The organism is Streptomyces hokutonensis (assembly GCF_000376565.1).
Taxonomy (GTDB): domain Bacteria; phylum Actinomycetota; class Actinomycetes; order Streptomycetales; family Streptomycetaceae; genus Streptomyces; species Streptomyces hokutonensis.
Genome location: NZ_BARG01000072.1, coordinates 43,061 through 62,624 on the forward strand (window position 1 = coordinate 43,061; position 19,564 = coordinate 62,624).

Consider the following 19,564-nt stretch of genomic DNA (forward strand, 5'->3'; position numbering starts at 1 on the left):
TGGCGGATGTCGCCGAACACTGGGGTGTCACTCCGCAGACCATCCGGACGTACCGGTCTCGAGGCCGCGGCGAAGTGCCTCCGGAAGACGCCGTCTTCGGGCGCTCCCCTGTCTGGAGGCCGGCCACGATCCTCGAATTCCAGCGACCGGGTCGTGGGGCTCGCACGGATCTCCGCTGACCATTCGAGAGGCGTCTCCCGAATGCCTCCGAGATGGCACCGCGATGGCACCAAGAGGGCGATACGCGTTCCGACGCCCCCCAACGCCGCCGGATGCCAGTACGCCGATGACCTGCGGTGACCCGTCGCGACACCCCGAGATCGGTCATAGCCGGACGAACCCCAACACACTGCTAATGCGGTTTGGGACGCAAATCCCATCGAGGGTTCAAATCCCTCCGCCTCCGCACCCCACCCGAAGCCCTGGTCGAACCGACCGGGGCTTCGGTCGTTCGCAAGGTCGTTTTCAGGCTGTTTCCGCAGCTCACAAGGGGTACGGCTAACGGATTTCACATGGCGGCGGCAGTCATGTAATGTTCTTCCTGTCGCCGCGAGCGGGCCGGAAGGGCCGGGAGCGGCGAAGGAAAACAAGAGAAAACCAAGCACTCGTAGCTTAACGGATAGAGCATCTGACTACGGATCAGAAGGTTGCAGGTTCGAATCCTGCCGAGTGCACATCAACGACAGGGACCCTGTGGATCACTCCACAGGGTCCCTGTTTTCGTCCGGCGTCGCGGGTTCCTCCTTGTCCAGGCCGATGGGGGACCTGTCCAAGTGACGTTGCTCACATGATTTCGGGTGCTCGGCGAGGTGGTCCGCGAGGTCGGCGACCAGGTTGTGATGAACAAGCGATGTGGACGGCCTCAGCGAGAGGCGTGTCTAGGCCCATACTGGAAGCAATGACAAAGCCAGCTGCACCGAAGCGCTATCTGCCCACCAGTCCCTTCAAGGCACCGGCCGCGGCGGCCCCCAAGCATTTCGCCGTGGGCGACCAGGTGACACACGACATGTACGGCCTCGGCCGGGTCATCGGCATCGAGGACGGCATCGCGGTGCTCGTCGACTTCGGCTCGGTTCAGGAGCGCATCCTGAGTCCGTACGCCAAGATGAGCAAGCTGTAGGACCGCAGTGCCCGGTCACGGCACACCAGGTCCTGGCGGCCTGTAACGAACGGGAGACCTCTCATCGAACTGACCTCGCTGTTCTCCGCCCCGGAAGGGGCGTCCCGCCGTGCCAACGCGGGATCGCCCCCTCCGGCGACGAACCCCTTCCAGGCCCCGGACTTCGGGGAGGACGAGACACTGCCGTTCGACGACGGACCGGCGACGTTCTCGGAACTGGACGAGGCCTACCGCCAGGCGGGCTAGGCAGGACGGCCCAGCCACGGGGGGCCGGGCTTCCAGAGGGGGACATGGTTTCCGGCGGCGGACCGGGCGTGCACAGTCATGCCCACGGCTTTGGGTGACCGTCCCGCCGAGCGCGTCGACGATGCCGGCGACGGGGCCGCTCCACCGGTGCACGCTGAACGTCGTCATCGCCGCGTCGAACGCCCCGTCGGGGAACGGCAGTTGCCCGGCTGTCGCGTCCACGGCCTCGGCAGGCCCCCGAGGCCACAAGGGGGCGTACATCCGCCGTCAAGGACGTCGCCCGGCGGTCAGCCTCGTCCAGGGCGATCTACTTCAGCCATGACCACCCACCGTCAACAGCACACCGCCGCCTGGGTCCGACACTTCGCCGATCGCGGTCACCCGGACGCCCGGCCGCTCGCCGCCGGTGTCGAGGGTGCCGTCTACCGGCTCGGCGACGGGACGGTCGCCAAGGTGTGGAGCGGGCGGCGGCCGGCCGGGCTGGAGCTGATGCGCCGGGTCTACGAGGACATCGCCCGGCACTCGGCGTCGTTGCCGTTCGCCACGCCGGAGATCCACGCCGTCGAGGAGCACGAGGGCGTCCTCGTCACCTATGAACGGGAGCTGCGGGGAACGCCGTTGCGGCCCGACTCGGCGATCGCGGCACCGCCACGGGAGCTGCCCGCGCGGGAGACCGACGCCCTGTTGACGGTGCTGCGCGCCCTGGCCGCCGTACCCGGCACCGAGGCCATGCGCCGACTCACCGTCCAGGGAGACGACCGTCCCCTCTGGGAGGGGCACGCCCGCTTCCCCGACGCGCTCGCCGCACTCGTCCGGAGGGCTGTCCGCAGGCATGGTGACCTGCTCGCCGCCCAGGTCTCCGACCTCGCGGCCGTCGTGCGGCGGACCGCGGAGTCCCTGGTGGCGTTGCCGGACAGCCCGTTCGTCTCCGTCGTGCACGGCGACCTCGTACCGCCCAACATCCACGTCGACGACACCGGCGCACCCACGGCCGTACTCGACTTCGGGTTCTTCACCACCGCCGGCGACCCCGCCTTCGAGGCCGCGGTGACCGCCGCCGTGTGGGACATGTACGGGCCGTACGCCGAACACCACACCGCCGTGCTCACCCGCCTGTTCGCCGAGGAGCTCCACCACTCCCCGGACACGCTCGCCCTCTACCAGCGTGCCTACGCCCTGGCGACGTACGACCTGTTCTCCTCGGACGGGAGTGACGGCCACTTCCGTTGGTGCGTCGCGCTGTTGGGGCGTGGGTCGCTCACGCCGCCGCGCTGAACACGGGCGTCGCCGGGACCGGCCGTACCGGGACTGTGACGGTCGCCGGAGCGCTCCGGTCGGCGAAGACGAACAGGCGCAGGACCAGGAAGCGGCCGATGCCGGCGAGGGCCGAGGCGCTGAGGTAGACGATCTGCTCGGTGAGCATGGAGGGGGAGGCCTGGACGGTGTGGAGGACGAGTATCGCGGCGGACGTCGCCGCGTAGGCCGCCGTGGCCGAACCCGCCGACTGCCAGTGCTCGCGCAGACCGGGACGGCGCCCGGTGCCGAAGGTGAACAGGGCGTGCAGCTCGGTGCAGAGGATGGTCGAGGCGACCGTGATCAGCGCGTTCGCCACCGCCCAGGGCATCAGCCCGGCGAGCAGCGGTACCGCCAGGCTGGACAGCACCCCGACCCCGCCCCCGCACACCACGAACCGCACGAAGGACGCGAACGGACCGGGAGTGGTTGACATGGGATTTCCCTCCGTACGGCGGCCGTTCGACCTGCGCCGGTCCTCCTGACCGGCTGAGATCAACGATGCCGTCGTACGGCTGCGGGCACGATGAAGCGGTCTCCCGAACCGTTGGTGGAGCCCGCTACACCAACGGGGTCGGGCTTACCCCCCGGAGGGGCTCACTTCCCGTCCTGCTCGCTGTCCCGCGCGCGGAGTTCCTCGATGTAGTCCTGCGCCAGCGTCGACGTCCGCGCGAACCAGTCGGCCAGTACGGCGATCTCCTCGGGGGAGTAGTCGGCGAACTGGGCGTTGAGGCGGTCGTAGTAGGGGCCGTAGAGCGCGACGACCCGGGTCACCGCGGCCGGTACCGAGGCCACGCGGACGCGGCGGCGGTCGGTGGGGTCGGGGACGCGGGTGATGAAACCGGCGCGTTCCAGCCGGTTGAGGATGCCGGTCACCGCGCCCGTCGTGACGTGGGCGTGCTCCGCCAGATCGCCCGCCGTGAGCAGGTTCTCGCCCGCCTTCAGGACGCAGGCGAAGCAGAGCAGATCGGTGACGTTCAGGCCCAGCCGCTCGGCCATTTCCTGCTGGCCGAGCTGGGCGGTGGCGATGAGGGAGTCCATCGCGTCCAGTGCCTGGGCCGGGGTGGCGGCGGGGCGGGGCTTGGCTTGCATGGATATTGCCTTAGCTAGTGAGAGGTTAATACTATAAACTTCTTAGGTGGTGAGAGATCTCAGAGGTCTGAGGGGGCTGGCACATGAGCGCACACCAGTATGACGAGGGGCATACGGTCGCCGGGTGGACCGGATTCGGCATCGCGACTGTCGGGACGACCGTCGCCGGCGTGGGGGTGTGTACCGTCTCCGCCGCGCTGATCGGCGGTGGGCTGGGGATCCTCGTGGTGAGCGTCCTGGTCACTTGGGCGCTGCATCTCACCGGCTGGGGCAAGCCGCCCGGGCGGCGGGACCGGGCGCAGTGGGGGATGCGGGTACGGGATCCGCTGGCGCGGGGCGGGCACGCCGGGTGTGTCGGGTGCCGGCTGGCGGGGCGGGGACGGCCGGCGGAGGGGCACGAGGAGGGGCGGGTCTCGGAGACCCGGCAGCCCGTTCCGGTCGGAGAAACCGCAGGCTGAGGCCGTTGTCAGTGGCGCCCTCTAATCTCGTGAGCGATGGCACAGACATCACGGGCACCACGGACGTGGAAGTGCTCGGGACTCCGATGGACGGTAGGCGGTCCCGAGCTGAAGTGGGACGGCGGGCGCGGGAGCCCGCTGCCCCGGGGGAAGCGGGTGGCCTTCGAGGTCGCGGAAGGGGGCGGGCGGACATGTGTGGGAGCGCGGGGGCATACGTGTCCGCTGCGGGCGGCCGTGCCGGAGCGGAGCACGGGCGCGCGGTGCGAGGAGTGCGCGCGGCTGGACCGGGCGCACTCGGTCGCCGCCGACACGATCGCGGACGATCCGCGGCCGTACCACGTATATCTGGCCTGGTTCGGTCCCGGCCTGCTCAAGGTCGGCATCACCGCCGAAGAGCGCGGCTCCGCGCGACTGCTTGAGCAGGGCGCCGTCTGCTTCAGCTGGCTGGGCCTCGGCCCCCTGATGGCAGCCCGCCGCTCGGAGGAACTCCTGCGCGCCGCACTCCGCGTACCGGACCGGATCCCCTACGGCGAGAAGCGCGCCGTCCGCTCCGTGCTCCCGGACTCGGTGGCGGACCGCGCGGCCGAACTCGCCGACCTGCACGCCCAGGCCCTCGCGCTGCGCGAATGGCCGGAGTCGCTCCACCGCGAGCCGTACCAACCCGTGGACCACGTCGAGGTGTTCGGCCTCACCGACCTCCCGGCTCCCGTCGGCGAGGTGAGCGGGCTGATCCCGGGCGGGGTGGTGAGCGGCGAGGTGCTCGCGGCGGCGGGACCGGATCTCCACCTCGCCACCGGGCGGGGCGTGGTCGTGCTGGACACACGGCTGATGACGGGGTGGGAGCTGATCCCTGCCGGGGGCGAGACGGTTGAATTCACGGTGCCGGTGCGGGAGTTCAGGAGGGAAGTGCCGGGGGTCCAGGAGGGGTTGTTCTGAGAACGGGGAAGGGAGGGGGAATCGTCATGGAGGTCACCGTCCAGTGGGTCCGCACGTCCTGGACGAAGCGGTCGCGGGGAGGCGAGGCAGCCGCGCGCAGAAACGCGGTTCCGGTCGGATTCCCGTTGCCGGACGGGTTGGTGCAGTCGGTCCACACGGTCCGGATGCACGAGAAGGACGACTTCACGCCGGTCGACGGCCTGGCGGAGCGGAAGCTGGCCGCGGTCCAGCTGCGGGAGACCGAGGGGTGGTTGAGGGTGTTCCCGCGCGTGGACCCGCTGTTCGGGCTGCCGCCCAGACCGCGGCGGCCTCCCGCGGTCCGGCTCGCGCCGGGTCAGTGGGTGCGGTGGCAGCTCAACTACCGTTTCAGCAGCGCGGCCGGTGTGCGGGACTGGTCGTACTGGCTGGACACGTTCAACGTCGCCTACGGGCCGGTGACCGCCGACGTGTTTCTGGGGACGCCCGCCTTTCACGTGGACGAGCAGGGGCCGGTGCGCTAGCGATGGGCAGGAGTGGGGTCCCGTATGGGCAGTGAATTCGGTGATCGCGGCGAGACGGCCGAGGTGGCCGCGGCCAACGAAGCGGCCGAGATCCGGCAGTTCTGGCGGCGCCTCGGGCTCCCCGGGCTCGTCGACGTGCACACCCACTTCATGCCCGAGCGGGTGCTGCGCAAGGTCTGGGGTTATTTCGACGCGCTCGGGCCCTCGACCGGCGGGGCGCTGGAGTGGCCGATCACGTATCGGAAGGAGGAGGACGAACGGGTCGCGCTGATAAGGGAGTTCGGAGTACGCGCTTTCACCGCGATGCTCTACCCGCACAAGCCCGGCATGGCCCGGTGGCTCAACGGCTGGGCCGTCGACTTCGCCGCCCGTACCCCGGACTGTCTGCACACCTCGACTCTCTTTCCGGAAGCGGGAGTTGAGGAGTACGTCCGGGAGGCGCTGGACTCCGGCGCGCGGGTGTTCAAGGCACATGTGCAGGTCGGGGCGTACGACCCGGCCGACGAACTCCTCGATCCCGCCTGGGGGTTGCTCGCCGAGTCCGGTACGCCGGTCGTGATCCACTGCGGGTCGGGGCCCGCTCCCGGCAAGCACACAGGGCCCGAGCCGATCGGCCGGGTGCTGGCCAGACACCCTCGGCTGCGGCTGGTCGTCGCGCACATGGGGATGCCGGAGTACGAGGACTTCCTCGACCTCGCCGAGCGGTACGGGGAGGTGCGGCTGGACACGACGATGGCGTTCACCGACTTCAGTGAGCGCCTCGCCCCGTTCCCGCCGCGTGCGCTCCCCCGGCTGGCCGCCCTGGGAAACCGCGTTCTACTCGGCAGCGACTTCCCGAACATCCCGTATCCGTATCTGCACCAGCTGCACGCCCTGGAGCGGCTGGGCCTCGGGGACGACTGGCTGCGGGCGGTCTGCCATCACAACGGGGCCGGGCTGTTCGGACTGTGAGGGAGACGCGGAGGTTGGGGGGATACAGGGGAGACCGAGGCGGCACGGGCGGAACGCACAGGTCCGCCGGAGCCGTGTGCGGGACGGGATAAGTCCAGAGCAAGAGATTCCAAGGTGTTCCCTGAGAGGCCCCTGTGCGTTTCTCAGGAAAATCACAGACTCTAGAAAGCGTGCTCTAAGAGGACCACGACAACGTGTCCACCATGACCACGACCTCGCCCCAGGGGCGCACCGAACTGCTGAGGCCGGACGGGAGCCCCGTCCGAGTGCTTGTGGTGGACGACGAGCTGTCGATCACCGAGCTGCTGTCCATGGCCCTTCGTTATGAAGGCTGGCAGATCCGCAGCGCGGGTGACGGAACCGGCGCGATCCAGACCGCGCGCGAGTTCCGGCCCGACGCCGTCGTCCTCGACATGATGCTGCCCGACATGGACGGTCTGACCGTCCTGGGCCGGCTGCGCCGTGAGCTGCCGGACGTTCCGGTGCTGTTCCTCACCGCGAAGGACGCGGTGGAGGACCGGATCGCGGGTCTCACCGCCGGCGGCGACGACTACGTCACCAAGCCCTTCAGCCTCGAAGAGGTCGTGGCCCGGCTGCGCGGGCTGATCCGCCGCTCCGGCGCTGCGGACCGCCGTTCGGACTCCGTGCTGGTCGTGGGTGACCTCACCCTGGACGAGGACAGCCACGAGGTGTCGCGGGCCGGTGAGGGCATCCACCTCACCGCCACCGAGTTTGAGCTGTTGCGCTTCCTGATGCGTAATCCCCGTCGTGTACTCAGCAAGGCACAGATCCTCGACCGTGTGTGGTCGTACGACTTCGGTGGGCAGGCCAATGTGGTCGAGCTCTACATCTCGTACCTCCGCCGGAAGATCGACGCGGGACGTGAGCCGATGATCCACACCCGACGCGGTGCCGGTTACCTGATCAAGCCCGCGGCCTCATGAGCGGGCGACGACGGCCGCGTGCGCAGAAGAAGCGAGCGGGTAAGCCGCGCACCCTGCGGACCCGGCTCGTCGTCGCGTCCGTGACGCTGATCGCGGTGGTGTGTGCGGTGATCGGGACCGTGACGACGCTCGCGCTGCAGTCCCACCTGTATCAGCAGCTTCAGGGCAAGGTGACGGAGACGGCGATCCGGGCCGTGGGTCGTCCGGACGGCGGGAACGGCGCCCCGCGCGCGCTTCCGGGAACCCCGGGCAACAACTCGTCCGCCAACTCGAACACCGATCCCGACAAGGCCCTCACGCCGGCCGCGAAGGTCAACAAGCTGCTCACGAACGGTCCGACGCAGGAGAAGACCGTCGCCGCCTATGTGCAGAAGGGCGTGATCACCAGCGCGTCCTACAGCCAGCAGGTGACCGACAGCAGCGGCGCGTTCAAGAACATGAACGCCGTCGGTCTCAGCACGGCGCAGAAGCAGGCCATCGCGTCCGTGTCGAAGGACGGCAACACGCACTCGGTGACCATTCCGGGGCTCGGCGACTATCTCGTCAAGTACGCCAAGAATCCCAGCTCCACCACCGAGGGCTACTACGTCGCCCTGCCGACCACGGATGTCGACAACACCGTCAACACCCTCATCCTCGTCGAACTCAGCGTCACCGCGGCCGGCCTGGTCGCCGCCGGGATCGCCGGCTACATCCTCGTCGGCATCGCGACCCGCCCCCTCCGCCGCGTCGCCGCCACCGCCACCCGGGTCTCCGAACTCCCTCTCCACACGGGCGAGGTGACCCTGAACGAACGGGTCCCCGAGTCCGAGACCGACCCGCACACCGAGGTCGGCCAGGTCGGAGCCGCGCTCAACCGGATGCTCGACCATGTGCACGGCGCCCTGCACGCCAGACAGCAGAGCGAGATGCGGGTACGGCAGTTCGTCGCGGACGCCAGCCATGAGCTGCGTACGCCACTCGCCTCCATCCGCGGTTACGCCGAGCTCACCCGTCGCGGGCGCGAACAGACCGGGCCCGACACCAAGCACGCCCTGGGCCGGATCGAGTCCGAGGCCGGGCGCATGACCCTCCTCGTCGAGGATCTGCTGCTCCTCGCCCGGCTCGACGCCGGCAGACCGCTCCAGTTCGACCAGACCGACCTGATCCCGCTCGTCGTGGACACCATCAGCGACTCGCGCGCGGCCGGCATGGGCCACAACTGGCGGCTCGACCTGCCCGACGAACCGGCCCTCGTGTCGGCGGACGCGGCCCGTATCCAGCAGGTGCTGGTCAATCTGCTGGGCAACGCGAGAAAGCACACCCCGCCGGGTACGACGATCACCGCACGCGTGCAGCGGCGCGGACCGTGGATGTGTGTGGACGTCGAGGACAACGGCCAGGGCATCCCGCCTGATTTGCTGCCGCACGTCTTCGAACGGTTCGCGCGCGGCGACTCGGCGCGTTCCCGCTCCACCGGGTCGACCGGTCTGGGCCTCGCCATCGTGCAGGCGGTCGCGACCGCGCACGGCGGTGCCGTCACCGTGGACAGCGTTCCCGGACGCACTGTGTTCACCGTGCATCTGCCCGCGCTTGCACCGGCTGTGCCCACGCCCGCCCCCGAAACGAATTGGCAATCGCACTCACAGGCACAGCACAGTGCCACCACATGGGTGCAACAGGGCGCTTGAGGAGAGTCGGTTCATGCGAACCGACTCTTCTCCCGGCACCCTGCCGGCGCGGGAGCACCTCCCGGCCGGAGACGCCGGTACGCCTGTCCTGGACGTAGTGATCCCCGTCTACAACGAGGAGAAGGACCTCCAGCCATGTGTGCTCAGACTGCACGAGCACCTCAAGCGCACGTTCCCGTACGCGTTCCGCATCACCATCGCGGACAACGCGTCGGTCGACACCACTCCTCAGGTGGCGGCGCGGCTGGAGTCGGACATCCCCGAGGTGAAATCGTTCCGGCTGGAGCAGAAGGGGCGCGGTCGAGCACTGCGCACCGTCTGGTCCGCCTCGGACGCCCCGATCCTCGCCTACATGGACGTCGATCTCTCCACCGACCTCAACGCGCTGCTCCCCCTGGTGGCGCCGCTGATCTCGGGTCACTCCGACCTGGCGATCGGTTCCCGGCTGGCCCGCTCGTCGCGTGTCGTGCGTGGCGCCAAGCGCGAGTTCATCAGCCGGACCTACAACCTGATCCTGCGCGGCTCGCTGCAGGCCCGCTTCTCGGACGCCCAGTGCGGATTCAAGGCGATCCGGCGTGATGTGGCCCAGGCGCTGCTGCCGCTCGTCGAGGACACCGGCTGGTTCTTCGACACCGAGATGCTGGTGCTGGCCGAACGGGCCGGACTGCGCATCCACGAGGTGCCGGTCGACTGGGTCGACGACCCGAACTCGACGGTCCACATCGTGAAGACGGCGACCGAGGACCTGAAGGGAGTGTGGCGCGTGGGCAAGGCCCTGGCCTCCGGTTCGCTGCCGCTCGACCGTGTCACGCGCCCCTTCGGCGACGACCCCCGCGACCGCGACATCAAGGACGTGCCCAAGGGCCTGGCCCGCCAGCTCGTCGGGTTCTGTGTGGTCGGCGGTCTCTCCACCCTCTTCTACCTGGTGCTCTACAGCGCCTTCCGGCAGTTCTCCGGCTCGCAGATCGCCAACGCGCTCGCGCTGCTGGTCTCGGCGGTCGCCAACACGGCCGCCAACCGCCGCCTCACCTTCGGGGTCCGCGGCCGGGGCGGCGCCGTACGCCACCAGGCACAGGGCCTGGTCGTCTTCGCCATCGGCCTCGCGCTGACCAGCGGCTCCCTCGCGGCGCTGAACGCGGCCAGCAGCAACCCGGCGCACTCCACCGAACTCGCGGTCCTGGTGGCCGCCAACCTCGCCGCGACCGTCCTGCGCTTCCTGCTCTTCCGCGCCTGGGTCTTCCCGGACCGCGGCGACAGCACCGACGAGTCGACGCTCGCGGCCCTCAACACCCCTTCGTCGCCCACCTATTCGACGGCGGCGACTCCCCAGCACGCGCAGCACCACGGTGTCTACGGCCCGCTGCCCACCCGGCAGCCGCAGCCCCAGTACGACACCACCACGTACGACACCACCACGTACGACACCACCAACCAGTTCCGCGCCGGTGAAGCCGCGGACGGCACCTGGAGGGACGCGACGATGCAGTTGCAGCCGGTGCGTCCCCACGACACCGATCCGAGGGACCCCCGATGACCACCGAAACCGATCAGACGACCTATCCGGGAGGAGGCGGCCCCTCGTCCTGGGGGGCGCCGGCCGGTGACACCGGTGCCAGAGACAGGGCCGTGACGGCTGTGCACGAACCGGTGGCGACCTCGGACACCCTGGCCCCCCAGTCCGGTGAGCCGAAGCAGCCGCTCGGCCGCCGTCTGTGGCGCGGCCGGCCCGAGGACCCGCGCTGGGTGCGCCCCGCGTTCTGGGGCATGCTGCTCGCGACGGGCCTGCTCTACCTCTACAACCTGAGCGCGTCCGGCTACTCCAACTCCTTCTACTCCGCGGCGGTCCAGGCCGGCAGCAAGAGCTGGAAGGCGATGCTGTTCGGCTCGCTGGACGCGGGCAACGCGATCACCGTCGACAAGCCCTCGGCCTTCCTGTGGCCGATGGAGATCTCGGTCCGGATCTTCGGCCTCAACTCGTGGGCCATCCTGGTCCCCGAGGTCCTCATGGGCGTCGGCACGGTCGCCGTCGTATACGCGGCCGTACGCCGTCGCCACAGCCCCGAGGCCGGTCTGATCGCGGGCGCCGTGCTGGCGCTCACCCCGGTCGCCGCGCTGATGTTCCGCTTCAACAACCCTGACGCCGCACTGGCGTTGCTCATGGCGACCGCCTGCTACCTCGTCGTCCGGGCCCTGGAGGACGGCCGTACGAAGTGGCTGGTGTGGGCCGGAGTCGCGATCGGCTTCGCGTTCCTGTCGAAGACGCTCCAGGCATTCCTGATCCTGCCGCCGCTGGCCATCGTCTACGCGGTGTGCGCGCCGGTGAGCGTGAAGAAGAGGTTCGCCCAACTGGGCCTGGCGACGGGAGCGTTGGTCGCCGCCGCCGGCTGGTGGGTCGCGATCGTCGAGCTGTGGCCGGCCTCCTCGCGCCCGTACATCGGCGGCTCGCAGAACAACAGCTTCCTTGAACTGACCTTCGGCTACAACGGGTTCGGCCGCCTCAGCGGCGACGAGACCGGCAGCGTCGGAGGCGGCGGTGGCGGCGGCGGTACCGGTCAGTGGGGTGCCACCGGCTGGGACCGGATGTTCAACTCCGAGATCGGCAGCCAGATCTCCTGGCTGCTGCCCACCGCGCTGATCCTCCTGGTCGCGGGCCTGGTGGCCACGCGCAAGCTCAACCGCACGTCGGTCAGGCGCAGTTCGATGCTGGTGTGGGGCGGCTCGCTGGTGACGACCCTGGTCGTCTTCAGCTACATGGCCGGCATCTTCCACCAGTACTACACGATCGCCCTCGCCCCCTACATGGCCGCCGTCATCGGCATCGGCGCCGGTTCCCTGTGGGAGAAGCGCGGCGAGATCTGGGCCTCGATCACCCTCGCGGCGGCGGTAGTCGCGGCCGGCGTGTGGGGCTACGTCCTCCTCAACCGCACCCCCGACTACCTGCCCTGGCTGAAGTGGCTGGTCCTCCTCGGCTCGCTTGCGGGCGCGCTCGGCCTGATCTTCGTCGCGAAGATCGGCCGCCAACTCGCCCTCGCGGCGGTCGGTTTGAGCATCGTGGCGGGCCTGGCCGGTCCGGCGGCGTACACCATGTCGACGGTCAACTCGGCGCACACCGGCTCCATCCCGACGGCCGGTCCGGCCGGCGCGAGCATGATGGGCGGCGGCGGTCCGGGCGGCGGCCGGGGCGGCTTCGGCGGCGGCAACCGCACCGGCGGCACCGGCACGATGCCCGGCCAGCAGGGCGGCGGCACCACCCAGAACCAGGGCGGCGGCTTCCCGGGCGGCGGCACGGGCACGATGCCCGGCGGCGGTACGGGCACCGCACCTGGTGGCGGTACCCAGAACCAGGGCGGCGGCTTCGGCGGCGGTCAGATGGGCGACGGCGGCATGGGCGGCGGCGGTGGCGTCGGCGGTCTGCTCAACGGCGCGACGGTCACGTCCGCGGCCAAGAAGCTGCTTCAGACGGACGCGAGCAAGTACACCTGGGTCGCCGCCTCCATCGGCTCCCAGAACGCCGCGAGCTACCAGCTCGCCACCGGCGACCCGGTGATGGCGATCGGCGGCTTCAACGGCACCGACCCGTCGCCGACGCTGGCCCAGTTCCAGAAGTACGTGGCGGACGGCAAGATCCACTACTTCATCTCGGGCGGCACCGGCATGGGCGGCAGCAGCACCGGCAGCTCCTCGCAGATCACCTCGTGGGTCGAGAAGAACTACAAGAAGGTGACGGTCGGTTCGGCCACCTTCTACGACCTGACGCAGAAGACGAGCAGCTGACACCCGGCTGACGGTTCAGAGCGGAGCAGGGGCGGTGACCACACGGTCACCGCCCCTGCTCCGTGTCCGAGGTATCTCCGTTGTACGCCGTATAGGAACTGTTCTACGGTGTACAACATGCCGACCGCCTCCCACCCCAAGCGCTGGATCGTCCTCGGAGTCATCTGCCTCGCGCAGCTCACCGTGCTGCTCGACAACACCGTCCTGAACGTCGCGATCCCCTCGCTCACCAGCGAACTCGACGCGAGCACCGCGGACATCCAGTGGATGATCAACGCGTACTCGCTCGTGCAGTCGGGGCTGTTGCTGACGGCGGGCAGCGCGGCCGACCGCTACGGCCGCAAGAAGATGCTGATCACGGGTCTCGTCCTCTTCGGCGCCGGCTCGCTGATCGCCGGACTCGCCGACTCCACCGGGCAGTTGATCGTCGCGCGGGCCGGGATGGGCGTCGGCGGGGCGCTGCTCATCACCACCACCCTCGCCGTCGTGATGCAGATCTTCACCCCCGAGGAACAGCCGAAGGCGATCGGCATCTGGGCCGCCGTCAACGCCCTCGGCTTCGCGACCGGCCCGCTCCTCGGCGGCTTCATGCTCAACCACTTCTGGTGGGGCGCGATCTTCCTGATCAACCTCCCGGTCGCGGCCCTGGCCCTGGTCGCGGCGATCGCCCTGGTCCCCGAGTCCAAGAGCCCGCGCGGCGACCGCCCCGACCTGCTCGGCGCGCTGCTCTCCACCGTCGGCATGGCGGCGCTGGTCTACGCGATCATCTCCGGCCCCGCGCACGGCTGGACGTCGGACCGGGTGCTGCTCACGGCGGCGGTGGCGCTCGTGGTCCTCGCCGCGTTCGCGTACTGGGAGAACCGGATCGCGTACCCCATGCTCGACCTCGACTTCTTCCGCGACCGCCGCTTCACGGGCGCGGTCACCGGTGTCGTCCTCATCACCTTCGGCATGGCCGGCTCCCTCTTCCTCCTCACCCAGCACCTCCAATTCGTCCTCGGCTACGGCCCGTTGGAGGCCGGCGTACGGACGGCACCGCTCGCTCTGGCGATCGTCGCGCTCAACTTCTCGGGGCTGGCGGCCAAGTGGACGGCGAAGCTCGGCGCTCCGACGGCCATCGCGCTGGGCATGGTGCTGATGTCGGCGGGGCTGGCGTCGATCGCGGTGGTCGCGTCCGGTGGGTACGCGGGGACGCTGGCGGGGCTGTTGCTGATCGGGGCGGGGGCGGCGATCGCGAATCCGGCGATGGCTCACGCGATCATGAGTGCGATTCCGCCGGAGAAGGCGGGGGTCGGTGCGGGCGTGAACGGAACGCTGGGGGAGTTCGGGAACGGGTTGGGGGTTGCCGTTCTCGGTGCGGTGCTCAGTTCGCGGTTCGCGGCGAGCTCCTTGCCGGAGGGATTGGCGGCGGCGACTTCGGCGGCTGAGCGGAAGAGGGTGATCGATTCCTTCTCTTCCGCGCTGGGGGCAAGTCAACTTGTCGGGGCGGTCGCGGTTTTGGCCGGGGGCTTGCTTGCGGCTGCGTTGTTGTGGCGGGCGGAGCGGGCAGACTCGGAGTTGGTGGTCGCCCAGTAGCTCGGGTGGCGGGGTGCGTGGGCGGCTGCGGGTGCGTTGTGGCTGGTCGCGCAGTTCCCCGCGCCCCTGGATACTGGCCCGGGATTGAATTGCTGAGGTAGGTGCGTCATGGCCAAGACAAGCCCGTCGTCCGGGCGTTCCGCGCGTAGCAGTGTCTGGCTGGAGACCCGGACGCGTCGGAGTGGACGTGGGGGCGGACAGCCCTCCGGGCTTGATCGCGACCGCATCACCGACGCCACCGTACGACTCCTCGACGCCGAAGGACTCGCCAAGTTCTCCATGCGCCGGCTCGCCACCGAGCTGAACGTGACGGCGATGTCCGTCTACTGGTACGTCGACACGAAGGACGATCTCCTCGAACTCGCCCTGGACGCCGTCTTCGGGGAGCTGCCGCTGCCCGATCCGGAGGCGGCGGGCGAGGACTGGCGGGAGCAACTCCGCATGCTGGCCACGGAGTACCGGGGCCTGCTGGTACGGCACCCATGGGTGTCGCCGCTCGCGGGGACGTATCTCAACATCGGGCCGAACAACCTGTCCTTCTCCCGCGTCGTGCAGCGCGTGATCCGGCGCACGGGGCTGCCGGACCACGGGCTGACGGGGGCCATCTCGGCCGTCTTCCAGTTCGTGTACGGCTACGGCACGATCGAGGGCCACTTCTTCGCCCGGGTCGCCGACACCGGCATGACCCCCGACGACTACTTCCGGGACGTCATGACGACGTTCGACGGGGCCCCGACGACCGCCGAGATCGTGGAGGAGTCCAAGAAACTCATGGCGGCCCGGGGCGGAGACACGGTCGCGGAGATGATGGAACGGGACTTCACCTTCGCCCTGGACCTGCTGGTGGCGGGCATCGAGGCGATGGTCCGGAGGGACGGCGGGAAATCCAGCCCGTCGCGGCCCTGAGCACCGGCCGCCCTTTCACCCCGGCCGGCAGAATCAGCCTGTCCGGCGTCTGAGGACGAGGCCTCTTCAGGGCCGATGGGGGTCTGGGGGCGCAGCCCCCAGCACCCGCTCAGCCCTCGACGAGCCGCGCGGGAAAACCGCCGGTGGCCACCGGTCCCCACCGCTCGGGTGTCACGCGGATGATCGACTTGCCCTGCTTCAGCATCGCCGCGCGGTACTCGTCCCAGTCCGGGTGTTCGCCGGCGATGTTGCGGTAGTACTCGACGAGGGGTTCCACGGACTCCGGCGGGTCGATGACCTCGGCGGTGCCGTCGATCTGGACCCACGGGTCGTTCCACTCGTCGCTCAGGACGACGAGGGTGACCCGCGGGTCCCGCTTGGCGTTGCGGGTCTTGGCGCGCTCGGGGTAGGTGGAGACGACGATCCGCCCGGAGTCGTCGACCCCGCAGGTCAGCGGCGAGGCCTGGGGACTGCCGTCGGCCCGCCGGGTCAGCAGCAGGGCGCGGTGGCGGGGTCGTACGAAGTCGAGCAACTCGTCCAGGGAGACGGTGGTGTTGGTCGCGATGTTCGGTGCCATGGCGCCAGCCTAGGCGCACGGCACCGCGTTACGCCTGAGGCAGCGACTCCCCCTGCACCGCCTGGATGTCCAGCTCGACCTTGAGGGTCGTGCCGATCGCGGCGATGCCCGCCTGGACGACCTGGTTGTAGTTCATCGCGAAGTCCTCGCGGCGCAGTTCCGTGGTCGCCCGGAACGCGGCCCGCGTGCCGCCCCAGGGGTCGGCGCCGGTGCCGAGGTAGGCGAGGTCGAGGTCGACGGGTCGTACGACACCGTGGAGGGTGAGTTCGCCGTGCACCGTCCAGCGGTCGGAGCCCGCCGGGGACAGGCCCGTGGAGCGGTAGGTGATCTCCGGGTAGCGGTCCACGTCCAGGAAGTCCGGGGAGCGCAGGTGGTCGTCCCGCATGCCGTTGCCGGTGTCGATGGACGCGGCCCTGATGACCGCCTCCACACGGGACTTGGCGATGTCGTCCGGCGCGATCTCGACCGTCGCCGCGAAGTCGGTGAAACGGCCGCGCACGCTGGAGATGCCCAGGTGCTGGGCGACCGCGCCGACCGTGGAGTGCGCGGGGTCGACGGTCCAGGGGCCGGGCGGCGGGAGTTCGGTGCCGCCCTGGCGGGCCAGGGTGACCGTGCCGACCTCGGCCCGGCCGCTCGCGGTGACGATCGCGGTCGCGGCGGCGGGCGCGTAGCCGACGGCGGTCACGATCACCGTGTACGGCCCGGGGGCCATGGGGTTCGGGTCCCGCACCGCTCCCTCCGCGTCCGCCTCGGCCCGCAGCACCTGCGCGCCGGTCGTGTCGGTCACCGTGACGACCGCGTGCGACACGGCCCATCCGTCGCGGGTACGGATCTTCGCGGTCAGTCCCATGTTCCTCAAACTCCTTGCCGTACGCATGATTCCGGCCCGTGGCGGCACGCACCTCCGCTCGGAGCGCGCGCCCGCCACGGGCCGGGGTCGGTGAACTACTCGCCGGGGTGGGCGAGTTCGATGTCGTGCCCGTCGGTTCCGCGGCCGTTCAGCGTGAGGGCGGTGGCGACCGGCGGGTAGCCCGTCGCGATCACCGTGTACTCGCCGCCGCTCAGGTCGGTGAAGGCGTAGGCCCCGTCCGTCCCGGTGGTGGCGGTGCCGACCACGTTGCCCGCCGCGTCCACGAGGGTGACGCGGGCGTCGGCCAGCGGGCCGTGCGGGGCGCGGACCACGCCGAGGACCTGGGCGCCGGAGTCGAGGTCGATCTCGACCCGGGTGACCCCGGTCCCGCCGACCTCGACGGGCAGCGCGCGCGGCCGGTACCCGTCGGCGTTCACCGCGACGGTCACCGCCCCCGGCACCAGCTCGGCGAAGGCGAACTCGCCCTGCTCACCGGTGGTTCCGGTGGACAGCAGATCCCCGCGCACATCGGTCACGATCACCATCGCGTCCTTGACCGGCTGCCCCGAATCGGCCGCCCGGACAAGGCCGTTGAGGCCGCTGGTCCCGCTGAGGAGGACGTCGTACGACACCGGGTCGCTGCCGTTGACGACGACCGTGGAGGCCTGCGGCTGGAAGCCGTCGGCGGAGGCGATCAGGACGTAGGAGCCGACGCTCGGCGCGTCCAGCGCGTAGGAGCCGTCCGCCTGGGTGACCGAGCGGCCCAACTGGCGTCCCCCGAGGGAGATCAGGGTGACGGCGGCCTGCGGGACGGGCGCGCTCTCGGCGCCGCGGACGAAGCCGCGGACGGGAATTCCACCGGACGCGGGGACGGACATGGCTGTGGTCACGGGTGCGGTCTCCTCCTGCGTCTCGGAAGTGGCGGCCCAGCTGGGGATCTTCTCCTCGGCCGGCGCGGGAACCTCGGCCGCGTCCAGCACGCCCACGGCCTCCTCGGCGGCCTGGGCCAGCCCACCGGACGTCCGCAGCGGGACCTCCTTGATGAACATCACGACGATGAACGCGATGAGGGCGAAGGGGGCCGCGTAGAGGAAGACGTCGGCGATGCCGTGGCCGTAGGCGCCCTCCAGCCAGGTGCGGACCGTGCCCGGGAGGGCGTCCATGTCGGGGAGCGAGCTGCTGCCGACGGCCTTCGCGGCGGCGGCCTGCGACTGCGGGTCCAGGGAGGTGATGCTGTCCTTGGCGTAGTGCGTGATCCGGCCGGACATCACCGAGCCGAGCACGCCGACGCCGACCGCGCCGCCGAGCGAGCGGAAGAAGCTCACCGTGGAGGAGGCGGCGCCGAGGTCCTTCGGGGTGACCTGGTTCTGCGTGGAGAGGACCAGGTTCTGCATCATCGTGCCGACGCCGATGCCCAACAGGGCCATGTAGATGGACAGTTCCCAGTACGGGGTGTCGTAGCGCATCAGGCCGAGCAGGCCGAGGCCCGCGGTGAGGAAGAGGCCGCCGGCGACCAGCCAGCCCTTCCAGCGGCCGGTCTTGGTGATGAAACGGCCGGAGACCATCGACGCGACGAACAGGCCGCCGATCATCGGGATCGTCATGACACCGGACATCGTCGGGGACTTGTCGCGGGCCAGCTGGAAGTACTGGGAGAAGAAGACCGTGCCCGAGTACATGCCGACGCCGACGAACAGCGAGGCCAGCGAGGCGAGCGAGACCGTGCGGTTGCGGAACAGGCGCAGCGGGATGATCGGCTCGCTCGCCCGGGTCTCGGTGAACACGAACAGCAGCGCCAGCACGAACGTGCCGCCCACCATCGTGTACGTCTGCCACGACAGCCAGTCGTACTTGTCGTCGGCGAAGGTCACCCAGACCAGCAGCAGCGAGGCGGCGGCGGTGATGAAGAAGGCGCCGGCCCAGTCGACCTTGACCTTCCGCTTGGTCACCGGAAGGTGCAGCGTCTTCTGCAGCACGACCAGCGCGATCAGCGCGAAGGGGATGCCGACGAACAGGCAGTAGCGCCAGCCGAGCCACGAGGTGTCGGTGATCACACCGCCGAGCAGCGGACCGCCGACGGTGGCCACGGCGAAGGTGGCGCCGGTGTAGCCGGAGTACCGGCCGCGCTCGCGCGGGGAGATCATCGCGGCCATCACGACCTGGACGAGGGCGGAGAGACCGCCGGCGCCGAGGCCCTGGATCACGCGGGCGCCGATCAGCATCGCCGGGTTCTGCGCGAGGCCGGCGACGACCGAGCCGATGATGTAGATGACCAGGGATATCTGGACCAGGGCCTTCTTGCTGACCAGGTCCGCCATCTTGCCCCACAGCGGCACCGAGGCCGTCATGGAGAGCAGGGCCGCGGTGACGACCCAGGTGTAGGCCTCCTGGCCGCCGCCCAGGCTGCCGATGATGGTCGGCAGGGCGTTGGTGACGATCGTCGACGAGATGATCGCGGCGAACAGACCGAGCAGCAGCCCGGAGAGCGCCTCCATGATCTGCCGGTGCGTCATCGGAGCGCCGTCGGGGGCCGCGGGGGATCCCCCTCCGTGCTTGGCGTGAGCCCGCACACCGGCTGGTGTGGTCGTTGCCATGGGCTTCCTTCTCTTCCGTGCTTATGCGGGTGTACGGGTGGTGCGGTCGAGTTCGGGGTGGGGGGAGTGGGGGTTCTC

At 70.0% G+C, this 19,564-nt stretch carries 17 protein-coding genes and 1 tRNA gene; 13 read left to right on the plus strand and 5 right to left on the minus strand.

Going from position 1 to position 19,564, the window contains the following annotated elements:
- Positions 1-601: 601 nt before the first annotated feature.
- From SSP08S_RS39985 to SSP08S_RS39995, 3 genes are all read left to right on the plus strand, one after another.
- A tRNA-Arg gene (locus tag SSP08S_RS39985) sits at positions 602-674 on the plus strand.
- 224 nt (positions 675-898) lie between these two features.
- Positions 899-1,120, plus strand: coding sequence for a hypothetical protein (locus SSP08S_RS39990; RefSeq protein WP_019073270.1), 222 nt, complete (start codon positions 899-901; stop codon positions 1,118-1,120).
- 564 nt (positions 1,121-1,684) lie between these two features.
- On the plus strand, positions 1,685-2,641 hold the full coding sequence (locus SSP08S_RS39995) for a phosphotransferase family protein (RefSeq protein WP_019073271.1): 957 nt from the start codon (positions 1,685-1,687) through the stop codon (positions 2,639-2,641).
- Here the strand turns inward: SSP08S_RS39995 and SSP08S_RS40000 are convergent.
- Positions 2,625-3,095, minus strand: a complete 471-nt coding sequence (locus SSP08S_RS40000) for a hypothetical protein (protein WP_019073272.1) — start codon at positions 3,093-3,095, stop codon at positions 2,625-2,627. The genes SSP08S_RS39995 and SSP08S_RS40000 overlap by 17 nt on opposite strands.
- Positions 3,096-3,256: 161 nt before the next feature.
- The gene (locus SSP08S_RS40005) at positions 3,257-3,751 is read right to left on the minus strand and encodes a MarR family winged helix-turn-helix transcriptional regulator (protein WP_019073273.1); all 495 of its coding nucleotides are present in this window, start codon (positions 3,749-3,751) and stop codon (positions 3,257-3,259) included.
- Positions 3,752-3,834: 83 nt separating this feature from the next.
- Between SSP08S_RS40005 and SSP08S_RS56805 the strand changes: the two genes are divergently transcribed.
- The 10 genes from SSP08S_RS56805 (at position 3,835) to SSP08S_RS40055 (ending at position 15,465) form a co-directional block, all read left to right on the plus strand.
- Positions 3,835-4,209 (plus strand): HGxxPAAW family protein, encoded by a 375-nt coding sequence (locus tag SSP08S_RS56805; RefSeq protein ID WP_019073274.1) that lies wholly within the window; start codon positions 3,835-3,837, stop codon positions 4,207-4,209.
- Between the two features lie 36 nt (positions 4,210-4,245).
- Positions 4,246-5,145: a DUF2797 domain-containing protein gene (locus tag SSP08S_RS40015; protein ID WP_026179245.1), complete on the plus strand. Its 900-nt coding sequence runs from the start codon at positions 4,246-4,248 to the stop codon at positions 5,143-5,145.
- A 26-nt stretch (positions 5,146-5,171) separates the two neighbouring features.
- Complete coding sequence (locus tag SSP08S_RS40020; protein ID WP_019073276.1) at positions 5,172-5,645, plus strand: hypothetical protein; 474 nt, start codon at positions 5,172-5,174, stop codon at positions 5,643-5,645.
- 24 nt (positions 5,646-5,669) lie between these two features.
- On the plus strand, positions 5,670-6,596 hold the full coding sequence (locus tag SSP08S_RS40025; protein ID WP_019073277.1) for an amidohydrolase family protein: 927 nt from the start codon (positions 5,670-5,672) through the stop codon (positions 6,594-6,596).
- Between the two features lie 203 nt (positions 6,597-6,799).
- Positions 6,800-7,540, plus strand: a complete 741-nt coding sequence (locus tag SSP08S_RS40030; RefSeq protein ID WP_026179246.1) for a response regulator transcription factor — start codon at positions 6,800-6,802, stop codon at positions 7,538-7,540.
- Entirely contained in the window at positions 7,537-9,210 is a 1,674-nt protein-coding gene (locus SSP08S_RS40035) for a sensor histidine kinase (RefSeq protein WP_019073279.1), read from the plus strand. Before SSP08S_RS40030 ends, SSP08S_RS40035 begins: the two co-directional genes overlap by 4 nt.
- A gap of 13 nt (positions 9,211-9,223) precedes the next feature.
- Positions 9,224-10,744, plus strand: coding sequence for a bifunctional glycosyltransferase family 2/GtrA family protein (locus SSP08S_RS40040; protein ID WP_019073280.1), 1,521 nt, complete (start codon positions 9,224-9,226; stop codon positions 10,742-10,744).
- Positions 10,741-12,984, plus strand: coding sequence for an ArnT family glycosyltransferase (locus SSP08S_RS40045; RefSeq protein WP_019073281.1), 2,244 nt, complete (start codon positions 10,741-10,743; stop codon positions 12,982-12,984). The genes SSP08S_RS40040 and SSP08S_RS40045 overlap by 4 nt, the downstream gene beginning before the upstream one ends.
- 117 nt (positions 12,985-13,101) lie before the next feature.
- Complete coding sequence (locus SSP08S_RS40050; protein WP_174479439.1) at positions 13,102-14,559, plus strand: MFS transporter; 1,458 nt, start codon at positions 13,102-13,104, stop codon at positions 14,557-14,559.
- Between the two features lie 108 nt (positions 14,560-14,667).
- Positions 14,668-15,465, plus strand: a complete 798-nt coding sequence (locus SSP08S_RS40055) for a TetR/AcrR family transcriptional regulator (protein WP_026179247.1) — start codon at positions 14,668-14,670, stop codon at positions 15,463-15,465.
- A 109-nt stretch (positions 15,466-15,574) separates the two neighbouring features.
- Here SSP08S_RS40055 and SSP08S_RS40060 read toward each other — a convergent pair whose 3' ends face one another.
- From SSP08S_RS40060 to SSP08S_RS40070, 3 genes are all read right to left on the minus strand, one after another.
- A complete protein-coding gene (locus SSP08S_RS40060) occupies positions 15,575-16,042 on the minus strand; it encodes a PPOX class F420-dependent oxidoreductase (protein WP_019073284.1) in 468 nt (155 codons plus the stop codon).
- A gap of 28 nt (positions 16,043-16,070) precedes the next feature.
- Positions 16,071-16,892, minus strand: a complete 822-nt coding sequence (locus SSP08S_RS40065; protein ID WP_019073285.1) for a YceI family protein — start codon at positions 16,890-16,892, stop codon at positions 16,071-16,073.
- Positions 16,893-16,987: 95 nt separating this feature from the next.
- Positions 16,988-19,405, minus strand: coding sequence for an MFS transporter (locus tag SSP08S_RS40070; protein ID WP_019073286.1), 2,418 nt, complete (start codon positions 19,403-19,405; stop codon positions 16,988-16,990).
- Between the last annotated feature and the right edge of the window lie 159 nt (positions 19,406-19,564).